This window comes from Sediminibacterium sp. (assembly GCF_051860225.1).
Taxonomy (GTDB): Bacteria; Bacteroidota; Bacteroidia; order Chitinophagales; family Chitinophagaceae; genus Sediminibacterium.
In genome coordinates this window covers 127,241-145,565 of record NZ_JBHYEI010000002.1, presented here as the reverse complement: position 1 = coordinate 145,565, position 18,325 = coordinate 127,241, and the positions used below count along the sequence as shown (strand labels likewise).

14 protein-coding genes are annotated in these 18,325 nt (G+C 34.9%); 10 read left to right on the top strand and 4 right to left on the bottom strand.

Annotated features, from left to right (window positions below; genetic code table 11):
• Positions 1-8 precede the first annotated feature (8 nt).
• Both ACTIEI_RS07470 and ACTIEI_RS07465 read left to right on the top strand, forming a co-directional pair.
• Positions 9-848, top strand: a complete 840-nt coding sequence (locus ACTIEI_RS07470; RefSeq protein WP_439505669.1) for a CvfB family protein — start codon at positions 9-11, stop codon at positions 846-848.
• Between the two features lie 55 nt (positions 849-903).
• Positions 904-2,088, top strand: a complete 1,185-nt coding sequence (locus ACTIEI_RS07465) for an acetyl-CoA C-acyltransferase (RefSeq protein WP_439505668.1) — start codon at positions 904-906, stop codon at positions 2,086-2,088.
• Here ACTIEI_RS07465 and ACTIEI_RS07460 read toward each other — a convergent pair.
• Positions 2,085-2,723: an NAD(P)-dependent oxidoreductase gene (locus tag ACTIEI_RS07460; protein ID WP_439505667.1), complete on the bottom strand. Its 639-nt coding sequence runs from the start codon at positions 2,721-2,723 to the stop codon at positions 2,085-2,087. The two genes, ACTIEI_RS07465 and ACTIEI_RS07460, sit on opposite strands and share 4 nt — an antisense overlap.
• Before the next feature lie 20 nt (positions 2,724-2,743).
• Complete coding sequence (gene ytxJ / locus ACTIEI_RS07455) at positions 2,744-3,073, bottom strand: bacillithiol system redox-active protein YtxJ (protein ID WP_439505666.1); 330 nt, start codon at positions 3,071-3,073, stop codon at positions 2,744-2,746.
• Positions 3,074-3,352: 279 nt separating this feature from the next.
• On the opposite strand from ytxJ, the gene ACTIEI_RS07450 reads away from it, so the two are divergent.
• From ACTIEI_RS07450 to ACTIEI_RS07435, 4 genes are read left to right on the top strand one after another with little or no spacing between them, the layout of a single operon-like run.
• Positions 3,353-4,726: a UDP-N-acetylmuramate--L-alanine ligase gene (locus ACTIEI_RS07450; RefSeq protein ID WP_439505665.1), complete on the top strand. Its 1,374-nt coding sequence runs from the start codon at positions 3,353-3,355 to the stop codon at positions 4,724-4,726.
• Positions 4,727-4,728: 2 nt separating this feature from the next.
• On the top strand, positions 4,729-5,496 hold the full coding sequence (locus tag ACTIEI_RS07445) for an exonuclease domain-containing protein (RefSeq protein ID WP_439505664.1): 768 nt from the start codon (positions 4,729-4,731) through the stop codon (positions 5,494-5,496).
• A 2-nt stretch (positions 5,497-5,498) separates the two neighbouring features.
• A complete protein-coding gene (locus ACTIEI_RS07440) occupies positions 5,499-6,242 on the top strand; it encodes a polyprenol monophosphomannose synthase (RefSeq protein ID WP_439505663.1) in 744 nt (247 codons plus the stop codon).
• Positions 6,243-6,250: 8 nt separating this feature from the next.
• The gene (locus tag ACTIEI_RS07435; RefSeq protein WP_439505662.1) at positions 6,251-7,132 is read left to right on the top strand and encodes a DMT family transporter; all 882 of its coding nucleotides are present in this window, start codon (positions 6,251-6,253) and stop codon (positions 7,130-7,132) included.
• Here ACTIEI_RS07435 and ACTIEI_RS07430 read toward each other — a convergent pair.
• On the bottom strand, positions 7,119-9,569 hold the full coding sequence (locus ACTIEI_RS07430; RefSeq protein WP_439505661.1) for a TonB-dependent receptor: 2,451 nt from the start codon (positions 9,567-9,569) through the stop codon (positions 7,119-7,121). The two genes, ACTIEI_RS07435 and ACTIEI_RS07430, sit on opposite strands and share 14 nt — an antisense overlap.
• 88 nt (positions 9,570-9,657) lie before the next feature.
• Between ACTIEI_RS07430 and ACTIEI_RS07425 the strand changes: the two genes are divergently transcribed.
• Positions 9,658-12,513 (top strand): alpha/beta hydrolase family protein, encoded by a 2,856-nt coding sequence (locus ACTIEI_RS07425; RefSeq protein WP_439505660.1) that lies wholly within the window; start codon positions 9,658-9,660, stop codon positions 12,511-12,513.
• 78 nt (positions 12,514-12,591) lie between these two features.
• Entirely contained in the window at positions 12,592-13,422 is an 831-nt protein-coding gene (locus ACTIEI_RS07420; RefSeq protein WP_439505659.1) for a hypothetical protein, read from the top strand.
• A gap of 59 nt (positions 13,423-13,481) precedes the next feature.
• Here the strand turns inward: ACTIEI_RS07420 and ACTIEI_RS07415 are convergent, their stop codons facing one another.
• A complete protein-coding gene (locus tag ACTIEI_RS07415; protein ID WP_439505658.1) occupies positions 13,482-15,899 on the bottom strand; it encodes a prolyl oligopeptidase family serine peptidase in 2,418 nt (805 codons plus the stop codon).
• Positions 15,900-16,167: 268 nt separating this feature from the next.
• Here ACTIEI_RS07415 and hisG point away from each other — a divergent pair, with 268 nt between their 5' ends.
• On the top strand, positions 16,168-17,043 hold the full coding sequence (gene hisG, locus ACTIEI_RS07410; protein ID WP_439505657.1) for an ATP phosphoribosyltransferase: 876 nt from the start codon (positions 16,168-16,170) through the stop codon (positions 17,041-17,043).
• Between the two features lie 3 nt (positions 17,044-17,046).
• A complete protein-coding gene (gene hisD, locus ACTIEI_RS07405) occupies positions 17,047-18,324 on the top strand; it encodes a histidinol dehydrogenase (RefSeq protein ID WP_439505656.1) in 1,278 nt (425 codons plus the stop codon).
• Position 18,325: the final 1 nt, after the last annotated feature.

The following is an 18,325-nucleotide window of genomic DNA, read 5'->3' as shown; positions in this document are numbered from 1 at the left end:
TTTGAATTATGGAACCAGTTAAAGTGGGTCAATACAATACATTGAGGGTTAATCGAAAAGTAGAATTTGGCTTTTATCTTGAGGATGGGGGTGAAGGAATTCTTTTGCCAAAAAGGTTTGCTCCCTCTAATTTAAAAATTGATGATGAAATTGAAGTATTTGTATACCACGATTCAGATAATCGATTAATTGCAACTACCCAAAAACCTAAAGCTACAGTAGGAGAAATTGCCAAAATGAAAGTAGTTTCTGTAACAAAGCAAGGTGCGTTTTTAGATTGGGGGCTCATGAAAGATTTATTTGTTCCGGCTTCTAAGCAGGTATCTGGTATGAGGCTTGGCGGCGAATACTTAGTCATGCTCTATATTGATGAAATGACTGGACGTGTTGCTGCAACAGAGAAAGTAGAGAATCTGATGCGGAATGAGGAATTAACGGTTAAAGAAATGGACCAGGTAGACTTATTGGTTTATCGTACCTCAGAGTTAGGGTATGTTATGATCATCAATAACAAACATATCGGCATTTTACATGGGAATGAAGTATTTCAACCGCTTGAAATTGGCGATAAGGTAAAAGGGTTTATCAAAAAGATTAGGCCCGATAATAAAATCGATTTGGTATTAGGTAAACCAGGATATGCAAAAATTGAAGATGAAACTGCTAAAATTCTAAGGCTATTACAAGAGAATAATGGCTATCTCCCCTACAACGACAAGTCTGATCCCACCGATATCTATGCTTTTTTTGGAATGAGCAAGAAAGCTTTTAAAATGACCACGGGGAATTTATATAAGCAGAAGAAAATTGCTTTTACTCAAACTGGAATTCAATTAATTGAACAATAATTTAACTAACGCATGTTAGTTAAATTATTAACTTTGCGCTTCAAAATCATTTACTATGTCTACTAAAGTTGTTTACATTGTTTCTGCTGTTAGAACTCCAATCGGAAGTTTTGGAGGTAGTTTGAAAGATTTTTCTGCCACACAATTAGGTGCTGTTGCAATTAAAGGTGCTATCGCAAAAGCAGGAATAGATGGTGCTCTAGTAAATGAAGTGTTGATGGGTTGTGTAATACAAGCTAATACCGGTCAGGCTCCTGCAAGACAAGCGGCAAAATTTGCTGGCCTTCCAGATTCTGTAATTGCTACTACTGTAAATAAAGTTTGTGCGAGTGGAATGAAGGCTATAGCGCAAGGTGCACAAGCTATTTTATTAGGAGATGCAGATATTGTTGTTGCAGGTGGAATGGAAAGCATGAGCAATGTTCCTTATTATAGCCCGAATATGCGTTGGGGTAATAAATATGGGAATGTTTCATTAGTAGATGGATTGGCAAAAGATGGTTTAACAGATGTGTATCATAATTATGCTATGGGTAATTCTGCAGAATTATGTGCAAAAGAGTGTAATATTTCTAGAGCAGATCAAGATGCTTTTGCCATTGAAAGTTATCAAAGAAGTCAATTAGCTTGGAATAATGGTTGGTTTAATGAAGAAATAGTTCCTGTTGAAATACCACAACGAAAGGGAGATCCGATTCTTTTTTCTAAAGATGAAGAACCATTTAATGTTAAGTTCGATAAAATTCCAGAACTAAAATCTGCATTCATTAAAGATGGTACTGTTACTGCTGCCAATGCAAGCACCATGAATGATGGCGCGGCTGCAGTGGTTTTAATGAGCAAGGAAAAAGCAGAAGAGTTAGGCGTTAAGCCATTGGCAATCATTAAGTCTTATGCGGATGCGGAGCAGGCTCCGGAGTGGTTTACAACTACTCCTTCTTTAGCCATACCTAAAGCTGTTGCAAAAGCTGGCTTATCAATGGACGATATAGATTTTGTTGAATTAAATGAAGCCTTCTCTGTAGTAGGTATTGCCAATACCCAAAAATTAGGTTTAACCGCTGCAAAAGTAAATGCACATGGTGGCGCAGTTTCAATTGGTCATCCATTGGGTTGTAGCGGAGCTAGAATAATTGTTACACTCATTAATGTATTGAAACAACAAGGCGGTAAAATTGGCGCAGCAGGCATTTGTAATGGGGGTGGAGGGGCTAGTGCAATGGTTATAGAACTAGCTTAATAATTACTGATTCCTACTCTTTGTTGGATATACTCTTGATTGATGGCAGCTTTTAACATGGCCATTGCCAAGTCTCCGGCATTTATTCTAAAGTGGTTGGGGTCTGGTGCATAGTTAATGCTAGTAATATAAATACCTGTTTCATCTTTATCATGAATATCTGCGGGGCAAAAAAAGCTCCAGTCTAAATTGCTTTCTAGCAATAATTCAAATGCTTTTAAATGTTCCATGCCCACGGCTAAATATTCTTTAGGATAGTCATCGGCGTGAAGCAGTAGGGTATTGTCTTCGGCGTTTAATACCCCCATTCCCCCTAATGCAATAATCCGCCTCTTTCCTTTTTTTTGCATTTGGGTGATGATTTGTTTTATGCCTAGGCTTCTGGTTTTATCTGAACCATCAGATGCTCCGCCTAATACAGAAAAAATCACATCCGCTTTTTCAATTGCTTTAGCAACGTCTTTTTCATCAAAAAGATATCCTTTTTGTGCAGTCAGATTTTCATTCAAATTGTCCTGATCAATTAAAGATTCAACATTTCTTCCAAAGGCAGTTACCTTAAAACCATTGTTTAAAGCTTGTTGAACAATTCTTTTGCCCACTTGACCAGTTGCCCCAAACACAGTAATATGCATATAAAACAGTTTTTTGAAATCTATGCTACTTGCTCAGCAATCTCATTCATTGTGATGCCTTGATGACTTTCATCATAAATGCATTCTCCCTTATTTATCACAAGAACTTGGGGTGATTCATGGTAAACATCAAATTTTTCTGCAATTGCATTCGAGATATCTCGATGCTTAATTAAGTCAAGATAATAAAAAACAGTATTGGTGGGAGCTGTCTCTCTTTCTAATCTATTTAGAGCCATAGAACTTATACTACACCGAGTACTGTGCTTAAAAATAACCTGAGGAGTATCAAATGATGCTTGAATAATACTATCTAATTGATTGATATCTGTTAATGAAATCCAATTCATGCAAATATTTTTTTGCAAAATTAAATCATTTACAGCTTATCCCCTGAAATATCGAGGGTTGGTAGTTGGGCAACCTTTCCCCTTAACCGATGCACAAGAACTAATAAGAATACTTGTAAAAGCGGTAAGTAAAATGATGAAGCTGATCTTTTTCATACGTTGAGCTTTGTATTAGAAGCTGTATTTTGCACTGAAACAAAGATATTGATTCAGGTGAATATGCAGCCTGTAAATGCCAATGATATTGTTAAAAGTATATAATTCCTTAAATATAAACGTATGAAGGTTCATTTTATTTCAATTGGAGGGAGTGTAATGCACCAATTAGCCATTGCATTGCATAAAAAAGGATACTTGGTAACTGGGACAGATGATGAAATTTTTGAGCCTGCATTAAGTAATCTTAAAAATGCTGGACTTTTACCCGCGAAAATAGGGTGGGATGTAGATAAAATTCAATCTGATTTGAATGCTGTTATATTAGGCATGCATGCACGTGCAGATAATCCAGAACTATTGAAAGCTAAGTCCTTAGGTCTTAATATTTATTCGTTCCCTGAATATATTTATAAGGAATCGTTGCAAAAAAAGAGAGTAGTAGTAGGAGGAAGTCATGGTAAAACTACCACTACTAGCATGATCATGCATGTACTTCAAAAGCAACAATTGGCTTTCGATTATTTGGTAGGAGCAAAACTGGCTGGCTTTGAACAGTCCGTGAATATTACCGATGCACCAGTAATTGTATGCGAAGGAGACGAATATCCTGCAAGTGCCATTGAGAAAAAACCGAAATTTCATTTTTTATATCCTCATATTGCTATTTTAACAGGAATAGCTTGGGATCATATTAATGTGTTTCCCACTTTTGAATTCTATTTAGAACAATTTGTGATTTTTATCAATCGAATTGAAAAAGGTGGGTTGTTAATTTACAATGAATCTGATCAAGTTTTAGCAGAGTTAGTTGCAAAATGCAAACGTAATGATATACAATATCAACCTTATCATGTACCAAATTTTCAAATTGAAAATGGCGTTACAACTGTTCAAATTGGATCGGAATCAGGAAGATTAAGTGTATTTGGAAACCACAATTTAATGAACTGCTTAGCTGCTTATTATGCTTGTGCTGCATTAGGTGTTGCAACTCAAGATTTTTTACATTCAATGAAAGACTTTACTGGTGCTGCTAAAAGATTAGAGCTATTAGAGTCAAATGATTCAATGTGTATCTATCGAGATTTTGCACACGCACCAAGTAAAGTGAAAGCAACCGTTCAAGCGGTTAAACAGCAATTCCCCAAAAGAAAATTGTACGGAATACTTGAATTGCATACCTATAGCAGTTTGAATGTAAACTTTATGAATGAATACAAAGGGGCATTGAATGAATTGGATGAAAGTGTGGTATTTTATTCGAAACATGCATTGGAAATCAAGCAAATGCCTGATCTGCCTGCAGAAAAAGTAATAGAGGGTTTTGATAAACCTGGGCTAATTGTTATGAATGATAAAGCAACATTAGAAAAATGGCTATTAACTATTCCGAATCATGATGTAAATATTCTATTTATGAGTAGTGGTAATTATGATGGATTAAACATAAATTCGTTGGCGAAAGACATTATATATAATCATCCTGAAGGATAACAATGAAATTAAATTTAACTAGACCCATCGCATTTATTGATCTTGAAACAACAGGAGTTAATATCAGTAATGACAGAATTGTTGAAATAGCTATTATAAAAATCTTGCCAGATGGCACTAGGCAAGTAAAGCGTAAGTTAATTAATCCGCTAATCCCTATTCCTACTGGTGCATCTGATGTTCATGGTATTACCGACGATATGGTTAAAGATGCGCCAAGTTTTAAACAGGTTGCCAACGAAATAAAGCAATTCATGGACAATTGTGATATGGGAGGATACAATAGTAATCGTTTTGATGTGCCCATGTTAATTGAAGAGTTTTTAAGAGCAGGAGTGTCTTTTTCTGTCGATGGTAGAAAGTTGGTAGATGTGCAGAAGGTATTTCATATGATGGAACAAAGAACACTAGGTGCAGCGTATAAGTTTTATTGCAATAAAGTGTTAGATGGTGCCCATAGCGCAGAAGTAGACGCAACCGCTACTTGGGAAGTACTTGAAGCTCAAATTGAACGATACCCTCAAATAGGGGATACTGTAGAAAGCATTGTTAAATTTACCGGAGAAGACGATATTGTAGACTTTGCAAGAAGATTTGTGAAAGAAAATGGCGTTGAGGTCTTTAATTTTGGTAAACATAAAGGAAAGCCAGTTACACAGGTATTAAAAGAAGAGCCACAGTATTATGATTGGATGATGAAGGGTGATTTTGCTATGAATACCAAACAAAAGCTTACTGAAATTTTAAATAGAACTCTACTGAAGAAATAAATTTGGAAAAAATTGTTATCATACCTACCTATAATGAGAAGGATAATATAGCTTCCATTATTCAAGCAGTTTTTTCCTTGAATCAAGGTTACCGTATATTAGTGATTGATGATGGTTCGCCTGATGGAACAGCCGAAATTGTTAAGCAACTGATTCAATCCTACCCCAATCAATTATTTTTGGAAGAACGAAAGGGTAAACTAGGACTAGGTACAGCCTATATACATGGATTTAAGTGGTGTTTAAATAAAGGCTATCAATTTATTTTTGAAATGGATGCCGATTTTTCTCATGACCCGAATGATTTAGAAAGATTGTATGCTTCTTGTAAATATAATGGCGCACAAGTGGCTGTCGGAAGCAGGTATGTAAAAGGAGGATATACAGAAAATTGGCCTTGGGACAGGCAATTGTATTCTCGCGGGGGCGCCCTCTACACCAAAATGCTAACTTGGATGCCTGTGCAAGACCCTACTGCAGGATTTGTTTGTTATAAGAGAGAAGTTTTAGAAGCCATCAATTTTGATATGATTTCTTTTGTTGGATATGCTTTTCAAATTGAAATGAAATTTGCCGCTTGGAAGCTAGGATTTATTATTAAAGAAGTACCTATTATATTTCGCGATAGAAAGATTGGTGTAAGTAAAATGAATAAAGGCATCATTAAAGAAGGGGTATTGGGGGTTATTAGTATTCAATGGCAGAGCATGTTTAAAAATTATCGCAAAAGGGTTAAAGCAACTTAAATTCTATTTTGAAACAAGCACTCATCAAATTACATATCTCCGTTTTTTTAGCAGGATTTACCGGCATATTAGGGGTGTTAATTAGTTTGAATGAAATGAGTTTGGTATGGTATAGAATCATGATTACCGTAGTAAGTTTATCGGTATTATTCAAACTAACGGGTAAGTCTTCAAAAATTCCTAAAGCTACTGTAATACGATTTTTATTAATAGGCTGCTTAATTGCCTTGCATTGGGTGGCATTTTATGGGAGTATTAAATTATCAAACGTATCAATTGGATTGGTCTGTTTTTCTGCAACAGGATTATTTACTGCATTGTTAGAACCCTTATTGGTTACTAAAAAAATTCAATGGGCCGAAGTTGGTTTAGGTTTAATCAGTTTGTTAGGGATTTATTTCATTTTTCATTTTGATCAACGATACCAAACTGGAATTATCGTTGGAATTGTTTCTGCATTTTTAGCCGCATTATTTTCAGTGCTGAACAAAAAGCAAGTAGATAATACGGAACCCTTGGTGATAATGTTGTACGAGCTTACCGGAGGCTTATTGGTGCTTACTTTGTTGATGCCAATTTATGGATATTTTTTTCCTGAAATGAGCTTGATTCCTACTTTATCAGACTGGGGCTGGTTATTGATTTTAAGTTGGCTTTGTACTATTGTTGCAATGCAATTGATGCTAGATTCTTTAAAAAAAGTATCTGCATTTACCCAAAATCTAAGTTTAAATTTAGAGCCAGTTTATGCCATTATCATGGCATTTATTTTATTTGATGAAAATAAGCACCTATCTAATAGCTTTTATTATGGTGTTTCATTAATTATTGTATCAGTTGTATTACAAATGATTAGAGTGATATATAAGCAAAAAACTAGAATTCAATAATAAATCCTATTGTAGGCGTAACATTTGCCTCATTATTACTTAACAAAAATGGTATGGCATTGCTTCCATTCGTTTGAATAGGTTGTCCATCTGTTGTAAGAAAGCCTGTGTTATTTGCATTTCTTTGAAAAGTATAGGATGCTTGTGCGGGGCTTTTAGCTAAATACCAATTGGTAATATCAACAAATAAGTCCAGCGTAAATTTTTTATAATACCATTTTTTGTCTATCCTAATATCACTACTATTGAATGCGTTTAGTCGTTGAGTATTAATATTATTGTAATCAGGAATTCCAGTTCCTAGAGTTAAATAGTTTTGTCTGCTAGCAATCAAATCAAATGGCGTGTAAGGCACACCTCCCTGGTATCTGAACTTTAAACCAATTTCCCAGTTTCGTTTCAGTTTATAGCCAAGTACTGCACTCAATAAATGTCTATTATCCCATGAACTTGGGGCATAAGAATTATTTGCATTTGTGTATTTGCTAACAAACCAGGTATAACTTAGTACACCGTAAAAGCGATTGGTCAATTTTTGTTGTGCAAAGAATTCAAACCCATAAGCTTTGCCCTTTCCTGTTGTACTAACCGCTTCATTGCCCAATACATTAAAGTCTGCGCCTTGATTAGATAAACTTATGCCATTTCTTACACTAATAGGCACATTGCTGTATTGCTTGTAAAATCCTTCAAAAGTAAATCTTGTAGAAGAGGAAGGTAAATATTCAAATCCTGCAACATAATGGGTGCTTTGGGTATAATCAGTATTTTTATTAACTAATTCATTATTGTTGTTTCTATATCCTAAAGCAGTATAGGGAAGCATTTTAAAATACGTGCCTACCGATGCATTAAAAGTGACTTTATCTGTGATTACATAACTCGCGGCAATTCTTGGTGATAAAGTTTTCAATGGATTCATGCCCGTTTTTGTAAATGTATTTTGATCAAATCTGATGCCTGCGCTAAGCCCTAGTTTGTTATCTAAAAAACGTTTTCCTAATTGTGTAAAAGCCCCCATTCTAGCAAATTGAATTTTACTATTGAAATTGTTGCTGACTGCGGGTTGAATAATATTATTATTGTTGTCTACAATGGCATTGCTGATCAACTGATTGGTGTTATTAGAAAAAGAGACTAATTGTGCTACTAGGCCATAACTTAATTTGAAGCCATTGAAATTTTGATTTACATCAAATCTTAGCTTGTTTTCAACTTCTGATGAATTTAATGCAAGTGTTTTATTGCCTCTAATAGGGCCAAGGTTGTTTTCGTATTTTTCTAATTGGTTATTGAATGCATTTCTACTCAATGCTAAATTCCAATAACCATTATTTAACTGGTGTTTAATAGATGCACCAATAGTATAGTTCCATTGTTGAATAGAGGGGTTGCTATTTAATACATACAATTTTTCAGGAGTAGCTTCTTTAGGCGCAGCAAAATTAAATTCATCAATCGCCCCAACACCTAATAAGGTTAAGGTTGTTTTCTTGCTTAACTGATGAGAAATTTTATATTGAAAATCCCAATAATTTGGTCTGATTGGTAAATCAATTGCTTTGAATAGTAGTTGTAAATAACTTCTCCTAGCTGATGCTAAGAAAGTTGTTTTACCCGATTTTCCGATGGGGCCATCAAAAGTGGTGGCCAATTCTGTTCCACTCAAACGAATATTACCCTGAACTCGGTTGCTATTTCCTCTTTTCTGTTTAAACTCAAAAACCGATGAAAGTGTATTGTCGAACCTTGCATCAAATGCAGAAGACGATAATTTTACTTCTTCTATAAAGCTTACGTTTAAAATTCCAGTTGGGCCTCCTGCACTTCCTTGAGTTGCAAAATGGTTGATTACCGGTATTTCTATGCCATCTAAGTAAAACACATTTTCATTTGGAGCCCCACCTCTAATAATGATATCGTTTCTAAATCCGGCACTACTAGACGAACCACCTACACCAGGTAATGCTTGAATTACCCTTGATATGTCAAAATTTCCTCCTGGGTTGGCTTTAATTTCTTCGCTTGTTAATCTTTGAACACTTAAAGGTGTTTCTAAAGTAGCCGCTTTAGCCGATTTATTTCTATTGGTGCTATTCACAGTTACTGAGGCTAATTCTTGAATAGCAGATTCTAATTCTATTACCATTGTATTTTCGTTTCCACTGGCAATGGTTATATTGAATTTAGATTGAGTTGTATATCCTAATGCGCTGAAAATGAATGTATAATATCCTGATTTAATTTGGGTAAATTGAAACCTACCTGCACTATCTGTTACCACTGATTTGTCTAATTGTACCAGCTTTACGACTGCGCCTTGTACAGGTTTTTGTAATTGTTTATCTAAAATTATTCCAGAGTATATGCCTGTGTTTTGAGCGTTTAATTGCAAAAAAGAATAAAGAGTAACCAATAAAAAAAGAAAACGTTTCATAATTCATCCATTTATCAAATACCTATCATCAACAATAGGTTTTGGCTATTGTTTAATTATCTTCGGAATATTCAAAAATAATATCAACATGAGAATCACCCCATTTATTCTTTTTATGTTTCTAGGCATTATTAGCTATGCTCAAAAAAAACCTTTGGATCATAGTGTGTATGACGGTTGGCAGAATATTGCTGATCGTTTAATGAGTAATAATGGTAATTATATCGCATTTACTGTTGTGCCTCAGGAGGGCGATGGACTTTTGTACATCAAGAAAAAAGATGGTTCAAATGTAGCTGAGATTGAAAGAGGGTACAATGCTAATATAACCGACAATAGTCGTTTTTTAATTTGTAGAATTAAGCCTTTTTTTAAAGATACCAGAGAGGCTAAAATTAAAAAGAAGCGTCCTGAAGAAATGCCAAAGGATTCATTGGCAATTGTAGATTTAATGTCTGGGAAAATTACAAAAGTAGCTCAGGTAAAGAGTTTTAAAATTGCAGATGAACAAGCTCAATTTCTAGCTTATCATTTAGAGAAAAAGCCATTAGCTCCTACTCCAAGAGCTGGTCAAACCGATAGCACGACTAAGCCAACTGCGCCCGTTGCTCCCCCTACACCAAGAGCTGCAGCAGAACCTTTTGAAGAAGGTACAGACTTAATAGTACAAAATTTATTAACTGGGGATACAATTGTTTACAATTTGGTGAGTGAGTATTTCTTTAATAAAAAAGGGAATATTTTATTATTTGAAACTACCAAAAAAACGGGCGATACCAAAGTAAAGCCTCAGGTAATAAAAGTTGACTTACTCAATAAAAAATCAACTGTTGTGTTAACTGGTTTTAATGATGCCAAAGGGTATAGAATGGATGAAGTGGGCAATCAATTGGCATTTATTGCAGAAAGAGATAGTAGTGCTAAATCATTACAAAAATTTTATAAATTATATTATCACAAAAATGGTGCTGATAGTGCAGTTCTATTGGTGCAAAAGAATACCAGTGGGATGCCTGCTAATTACACTTTAAGCGAGAATGCACAAGCTATAAGCTTTAGTAAATCTGGTACTCGTTTGTTTTTTGGCACATCCCCAATTTTACCTGTTAAAGACACTATTACGCCTGAATTTGAGAGAGTTAGTGTTGATGTTTGGCATTATAAAGACGATTATTTACAGCCTTTGCAGTTGCGCAATTTGCAACAAGAACTCAATCGTGCTTATTTAGCCAAATTCGATTTTGAAAAAGGGTCAGTTGTTCAAATTGGAAGTCCTGCATTTAGAAATATCATACAAACCAATGAAGGCGATGGTACTGTGTTTTATGGGGTAGTTGATGAAGGAAAAAGAATTGCATCTCAATGGCAGGGCGCATCTTTTGCAGACTTATATGCCATCAATCCATTGACTGGGCAAAAGCAATTATTACTATCCAATTTTAAAGGCAATACTTATCCTTCATCAACTGGTAAATATTTAGTTATTTATGATGAAGTAAAAAGAAAATACAGTGCGTACAACAGCGAAGCTAAAAAAATGACTTCTGTTGCTGCTGATATTAAATTGCCATTATATGATGTAGAAAACGATGTTCCAGACGATCCAAATGCTTATGGTTTGGTTGGATGGTTAGAAAATGATGAATCATTTTTGATTTATGATCAATTTGATATTTGGCAAATTGATCCAATGGGAACCAAGTCTTCCATCAATATTACAGGGGGTGTTGGTAGAAAAAATAATCTTATACTAAGAAATATTAATTTAGATCGCGAAGATCGATTTATTAAACCAAATCAGACTTTGCTACTTAGTGTGTTTAATAGAATAAATAAGGGGAGTGGATTGAAGACATATGTGATGGGTACTTTGTTTGAATTAAATGCTTCAAATGCTACTTTGCCTTTGCGAATTTCGGCTGTAACTAAAGCCAAAGATGCTGCAGTAATAAGTTTTGGAACAGAGACTTTTCAACGATCTGCTAATATTGCAGTGATTGATTGGAATGCCAAATCAATTATGCAAAATGTTCAAACTGCCCAGTCGTTGCATCAGCCCAATCCGCAACAAGCTGAATATAACTGGGGAACTGCGGAATTGTTTACATGGAAAGCATATACTGGTAAAATTGCTGAAGGCATTGTTTATAAGCCAGAAGATTTTGATCCAAAGAAGAAGTATCCTATGATTGCTTATTTCTATGAGAGAAGTAGTGATGGATTATATGGATATAATGCTCCAGCGCCAACTCCCTCTAGATTAAATATTTCGTTTTTTGTAAGTAGAGGGTATATTGTATTTGTACCAGATATTTGGTACAAGACAGGTTATCCTGGTCAAAGTGCTTTTGATTATATCGTTAGTGGAACAAGGGCTTTGGTTGCTAAAGGTTATGTAGATAGCACTAAATTAGGACTACAGGGTCAAAGTTGGGGAGGATATCAAATTGCACATTTAATTACTCGCACCAATTTATATGCTGCAGCATGGGCCGGTGCACCTGTTGCCAATATGACCAGTGCTTATGGTGGAATCCGTTGGGGTACTGGTTTGAACAGACAGTTTCAGTATGAAAAAACACAAAGCAGAATTGGGGCTACTTTATGGGAAAAGCCAAACTTATATATTGAAAATTCTCCATTGTTCCATTTTCCTAAAGTTAAAACGCCAGTAGTGATTATGCACAATGATGCGGATGGAGCAGTTCCTTGGTATCAGGGTATTGAAATGTTTACTGCACTTCGTAGACTAGGAAAACCAGTATGGATGTTGAATTATAATAATGAAGATCATAATTTAGTAGAGCGTAGAAACAGAAAAGATATTCAAATTCGAGAACAACAATTTTTTGATTATTTACTGAAAGGAGATAAACCTGCTAAATGGATTGCTGAAGGTGTACCAGCTGTTTTAAAAGGGAGAGATTGGGGACTAGGTTATTAAATAAGTGGTTCGTTTGATTTTTTTTACATACCTTATAGCTACTAAATTAAACGAGCCTTTTGTAAAATGTTGTCCTTTTTGAACTTTAGAAAATATTCAACTATCTGGTTTTTTATAATTTGTATTATACTGAGCCAGGTAGTTGCTTGGAATATATATTCTATAGAAAAAAATAGAGAAATTCAGTTGGTTAAAAATGAGTGTTCGAATTTAAAACAGCGTATTGAATCATCTTTAAGCCAAAGTATCAATGCAACCAGTATGGTGGCGCTGCTTATAGAGCATGACTTGATAAAAGACCATTTTGAAGAAGTGGCAAAAGCTTTAATTAAACAGAATCAATATTTAGATGCAATCCAATTGGTTAGAGATATGGTAATTGTTGAAACCTATCCATTAAAAGGAAATGAACAATCAATAGGGTATGATTTAAGAACGGATAGTGAGCATATCAGAGAAATAATGGTGTCATCTAGTTTGAATAATCTTCATTTTGAAGGCCCTTTCAAATTAAAACAAGGCGGAGTTGGTTTTGTGGGCAGGTATCCAATTATTCAACATGATTCGCTGTGGGGTTATTCTGCTGTTATCATTAAGAAAGAAAATTTTGTTGGATTGCTCGGCTTAGACAGTACGGGTATGAATGAAACCTATTTTTATCAAGTAAAGAAGCAACAAACAGGGAAAAAGTATATTCCATTATTTAGTGAAAACAGAACTAATTTTTCAACCGGTATAGTTCATGAGCAATATATTCCTATTGGAGACTGGATTATTCAAGTGAAATTGCGTAACCCAATTTATCTTTCTAGGGCAATAGGTTTTTCCATTTGTGGATGGATTGTTTCGATTGTGTTTGCCATGCTACTTCAATGCAAGCAGAAAGAAAAGGAATTAATGAGGATATAAAAAAAGAGTCTCATTTTTTGAGACTCTTTTTATTATTAATCATTGATTTTGTAAATATCTTATTTAGTACCCTTCACATATTTCTCCAACCATTGAAATTGTTCCCAAAGTGTATGTAACACATTCTCTTTGCCTCTGTATCCATGTGCTTCATATGGCAAGTATACAAATCTTACTGTTCCACCATTTCCTTTTATAGCAGCAAATAATCTTTCACTATTAATAGGATAAGTTCCTGTGTTATCGTCTGCCTCACCATGAATTAATAAAATAGGTGTCTTTATTTTATCAGCATAGCTAAAAGGACTCATTGCATTATATAATTCCGGAGCTTGCCAATAGGTTCTGTCTTCATTTTGAAAGCCAAATGGTGTAAGAGTCCGATTATATGCCCCACTTCGGGCAATTCCAGCTTTAAACCAATTCGTATGTGCCAATAAATTTGCGGTCATAAAAGCTCCATAACTATGGCCACCCACAGCTATTTTGTTTTTATCCGCAATACCTAAATCCGTTAAATGAATAATGGCTGATTCAGCATTCAATTTTAATTGATCAATAAAATTATCATTTGGTTTTTTGTCTTTTCCTGATGCAACAATGGGCATTTCTGCATTATCTAAAACAGCATATCCCTGTGTTACGTAATAAATTGGTGATCCCCAACTTAAAGTAGTAAATCTATCTTTACTACCTCTTATTTGCGCTGCATCTGCCGCAGAGTTGAACTCTCTTGGATAAGCCCAAATAACTAATGGTAAAGGCCCTTTCTCTTTTGTGTACCCAGCAGGTAAATAAAGATCACCAGTTAGGTCTACACCATCTGCTCTTTTATATTTTATTTTTTCTTTAATAACCCCATCTAAAGCGGGATATGGATTAGTGAAATTGGTAATTGCTTGATCGGCTATTTTGAGCTTAAGATTTTTAATATAATAATTGGGTACTTCTTTTTGAGACTCTTTTCTACTTAATAGGGTTAGATTGTTGGCATCCAAAACGTCGACAATATATTCATATATACCTTCATTACATCTCCAAATTATTTCATTTTGTTTTGTGGTTAAATCAAACTTTGCTAAAAATGGTAAATCCCCTTTAGGAGAAGAACCTGTAGTGTTATTCATTAATAATTTTGAACCATTATCAATCGTGGTAATCACATCACGACCGTATTTATTTTTGCTAGTTACTGGTGATCCAGGGTTTCCGTAAGCATCTGTTTGATTTCTCTCAAACAGTAACTCTATACTTCCTTTACTACTATTGAATAAATTAACTCTTATTAATTGTTTACTCCTTGAAATCTCATTCACTAAAGCAATATTTTCATTTCCCCAAGTAGTTCCTCCATATCTTAATTTAGTTTTAAAAAGGAGTTTAGCACTTCCATCAAATGGAGCTGATATTGCATAAATGGCATCTCTATATTCAGCTTGTTTTTTAATTAGTCCACTGTCTAGTGGTTCAGCCCATGTAATAGTAGCAGCTTCATCATCCCTCCAATCAAAACTTCTAGGCACATTTTGTGTATTATCATAGCCCGAAGGGGTGCCCTCAGTAGAAGGTAATTCAGCTAAAACTTTTACTTTTTTACCTGTTAAATCGGTAACCAACATTTTTGAAGGAAATCCGTTGGCTGTAACTAAATAAGAGAAGGGTTGTTGCAGCTGTTTTTGTAATAAATATTTTTTATCGGGTGATAAGCTGAAACTACTTAAAATACAAGGATTGCCAGAAAGCGTTTCGACACCATTTTTATTTAAAATTAATTGTGCTGTAGCATAAAATTGAAATAGTTGCTCATCGTAAGGACTTTTAATCAAATCTTGATAAGTGGGGCTAGGAGCTGCTTTTCCTAGGCTTTGTTGAATGGTTGGTCCTTTTGGAGTGATGGGTTTTTTAGGTGCATTTGCAGCTACTGATACGGTAGATTTATATAGAATGGTATTATCGTCTATCCATGTATATGGGCTGCCTAGAACAGTATTGAGTGCTTTTTTACTAACTAAACTGGCTTTTTTGGTAGCAACATCAATTACGTACAATTCAACTTTGCTGTTACTGGTATGGGTAAATGCAATTTTATTTTCAGAAGGGCTCCATGTTACTGATCCAGCCAATAAATTTGCTGGTAACCCAGAGATAGCATAAACTTTATTCTCTTTTAAATTTTTGAGTAAGAAGTTGTTTATAAATGTTTGTCTGCTAGGTGAAAAATTATTGGGGTTAAGTCTTAAGCCAGCAACCCTAATTTCAGGTTGTCCCAATTCTTCAACGGTAGGATAAGAATTTCTTTCAGAAAGTAGCATCCAAATGGCTTTGCCATCTATGCTTACTGATGGGGTAGGTTTAGCAAGTAATAGGTCTTCAATTACTTTAGGTGGGGTTTGGTAATTGGCTGCATCTTGGGCAATAACCAGTTTTGCACTAATCATTAGTGTTAATGCAATTAAGCAATGTTTAATCATTTTCATATTCGATTAATTTATTTAGGCAAATCAATGCAACTCAAATTACCAATAAATAGGCTAGTAAATTCAGCTTAAGGTAGATCCTGAAAAAATATTTGTCATTATTGAAATAGCGACTTAATTTTGCAACTCAATGATAAAGAGCCTACATATACATCACCATCATATGCATCCCAAAGGGTAGGCATCGGTGTATTTGTACTAATATATTAAACACTAGCTTACCACCCGGTAAGCTTTTTTTTTGTCTTAACATCAGTAAAAAATAAATATGAAAAATAATAATCAAAACAGCAAATTGAGATTGGCCATTCAAAAGAGTGGAAGATTGCACGATGATTCTATGCGTTTGTTGAAGGAATGTGGGATAGATATCAGCAATGGGGTCAACAAGTTAAAAGCAGATGCAACTAATTTTCCGATTGAAGTGTTTTTCTTGCGAGACGACGATATCCCGCAATACGTAGAGGATGGAGTTGCTGATATTGGATTTGTTGGTGAGAACGTGGTTTTTGAAAAAAACAAAAAAGTAGAAATTGAGGAAAAACTTGGATTTGGTAAGTGTAGACTCAGTATGGCTGTCCAAAGAAATGAAGTGTATGAAAATGCTCAGTTTTTGCAGAATAAAAAAATTGCGACCAGTTACCCTGTAATTGTAGCTGATTTTTTAAAAACAAAAGGAATTGAAGCCGAAATTCACGAAATCAGCGGTAGTGTAGAAATTGCTCCAGGTATAGGGTTAGCTGATGCAATTTGTGATTTAGTGAGCAGTGGATCTACGCTTTTTATGAATGGGTTAAAAGAAGTGGAAGTGATTTTTGAGTCGCAGGCTGTATTAATTAAAAACAATTTATTGAATGATCTACAGCAGCAATTATTACAAAGACTTATTTTTCGTATTCAGTCTGTTAAAAAAGCAAAAAACAATAAGTATATATTGTTGAATGCTCCTAATAATAAGTTAGATGAAATTATTGGGTTATTACCAGGTATGAAAAGTCCTACTGTATTGCCGTTGGCAACAGAAGGTTGGAGTAGTGTACACAGTGTGTTAAATGAAAATGATTTTTGGAATATTATTGAGCAATTAAAAGCGGCTGGCGCAGAAGGTATCTTGGTTGTTCCAATTGAGAAAATGATTATTTAAATTATGATGAATATTATTCAATTTCCTGAAAAATCCAGCTGGCAAGCTATTATAAAAAGGCCTGTTGCTGATTATAATGACCTGAATGACAAAGTTGCTGCTGTTTTAAACGGAGTCAAGCAAGGGGGGGATAAGGCTATAGGCCAATATACATTGGAGTTTGATGGAGTTAGCTTAGAAGGTTTTCAAGTTACTGAAGCTGAAATACGTAATGCCCAATTACAACTGGACTTAGACCTAAAAGAAGCTATTGAAACAGCAGCAAAGAATATTCGAAAGTTTCATTTAACACAAGTAAGTCAAGGGTTGCCAATTGAAACTATGCCGGGCATATCTTGCTGGCGCAAATCAGTAGGGATAGATAAAGTGGGATTATATATTCCTGGAGGATCTGCTCCATTATTTTCAACCATTTTAATGTTGGGGATCCCAGCACAAATAGCTGGATGTAAACAGGTCATTCTTTGTTCCCCTCCTAATAAAAATGGAGATTTACACCCTGCAATCATTTACGCGGCTAACTTAGTTGGTATTAAACTGTTGTTCAAAATAGGTGGAGTACAAGCAATTGCAGCAATGGCTTACGGAACCGAAACAGTTCCTGCTGTGTATAAAATTTTTGGACCGGGAAATCAATATGTAACTGCTGCCAAACAAATGGTTCAGTTAAGTGGAATTTCGATTGATATGCCTGCAGGTCCTAGCGAAGTATGTGTGTTAGCAGATGATTCTGCAATTCCTGATTATGTTGCAGCTGATTTATTAAGTCAGGCGGAGCATGGCGCAGACAGTCAAGTTTTATTGGTTAGCACTTCTAAACAATTAATTGATGAAGTAAACCAATTATTAGTAAGCCAATTAGCACTTTTGCCTAGAAAAGAGTTGGCTTTAAAAGCACTTCAAAACAGTCGGGCAGTTTTAATGAGTAGTATATCTGATGCGGTAGAATTAGTGAATGAGTATGCAGCTGAACATTTGATTATAGCATGCCAAAATGCAAATGAAATTGCAGAACAAATTTCAAATGCTGGTTCTGTATTTATTGGTAATTATTCTCCTGAATCAGTTGGCGATTATGCCAGTGGAACCAATCATACTTTACCAACGAATGCCTATGCTAGAATGTATAGTGGTGTAAGTGTAGATAGCTTTGTTAAAAAAATTACTTTTCAGCAATTAACCAAGGAAGGATTAACTGCAATTGCTAAGACTGTTGAAACCATGGCAGAGGCAGAAGGCCTTCAAGCACATGCAGAAGCAGTTAGAATAAGACTTAAATAGA

What these genes read in the sequence shown, in the direction of transcription:
- hisG (WP_439505657.1), top strand. Translation starts at nt 16,168, where the DNA reads ATGAAAAATAATAATCAAAACAGCAAATTGAGATTGGCCATTCAAAAG.
- hisD (WP_439505656.1), top strand. Translation starts at nt 17,047, where the DNA reads ATGATGAATATTATTCAATTTCCTGAAAAATCCAGCTGGCAAGCTATT.
- ACTIEI_RS07470 (WP_439505669.1), top strand. Translation starts at nt 9, where the DNA reads ATGGAACCAGTTAAAGTGGGTCAATACAATACATTGAGGGTTAATCGA.
- ytxJ (WP_439505666.1), bottom strand. Translation starts at nt 3,073, where the DNA reads ATGAATTGGATTTCATTAACAGATATCAATCAATTAGATAGTATTATT.
- ACTIEI_RS07445 (WP_439505664.1), top strand. Translation starts at nt 4,729, where the DNA reads ATGAAATTAAATTTAACTAGACCCATCGCATTTATTGATCTTGAAACA.
- ACTIEI_RS07460 (WP_439505667.1), bottom strand. Translation starts at nt 2,723, where the DNA reads ATGCATATTACTGTGTTTGGGGCAACTGGTCAAGTGGGCAAAAGAATT.
- ACTIEI_RS07425 (WP_439505660.1), top strand. Translation starts at nt 9,658, where the DNA reads ATGAGAATCACCCCATTTATTCTTTTTATGTTTCTAGGCATTATTAGC.
- ACTIEI_RS07465 (WP_439505668.1), top strand. Translation starts at nt 904, where the DNA reads ATGTCTACTAAAGTTGTTTACATTGTTTCTGCTGTTAGAACTCCAATC.
- ACTIEI_RS07415 (WP_439505658.1), bottom strand. Translation starts at nt 15,899, where the DNA reads ATGAAAATGATTAAACATTGCTTAATTGCATTAACACTAATGATTAGT.
- ACTIEI_RS07450 (WP_439505665.1), top strand. Translation starts at nt 3,353, where the DNA reads ATGAAGGTTCATTTTATTTCAATTGGAGGGAGTGTAATGCACCAATTA.
- ACTIEI_RS07430 (WP_439505661.1), bottom strand. Translation starts at nt 9,569, where the DNA reads ATGAAACGTTTTCTTTTTTTATTGGTTACTCTTTATTCTTTTTTGCAA.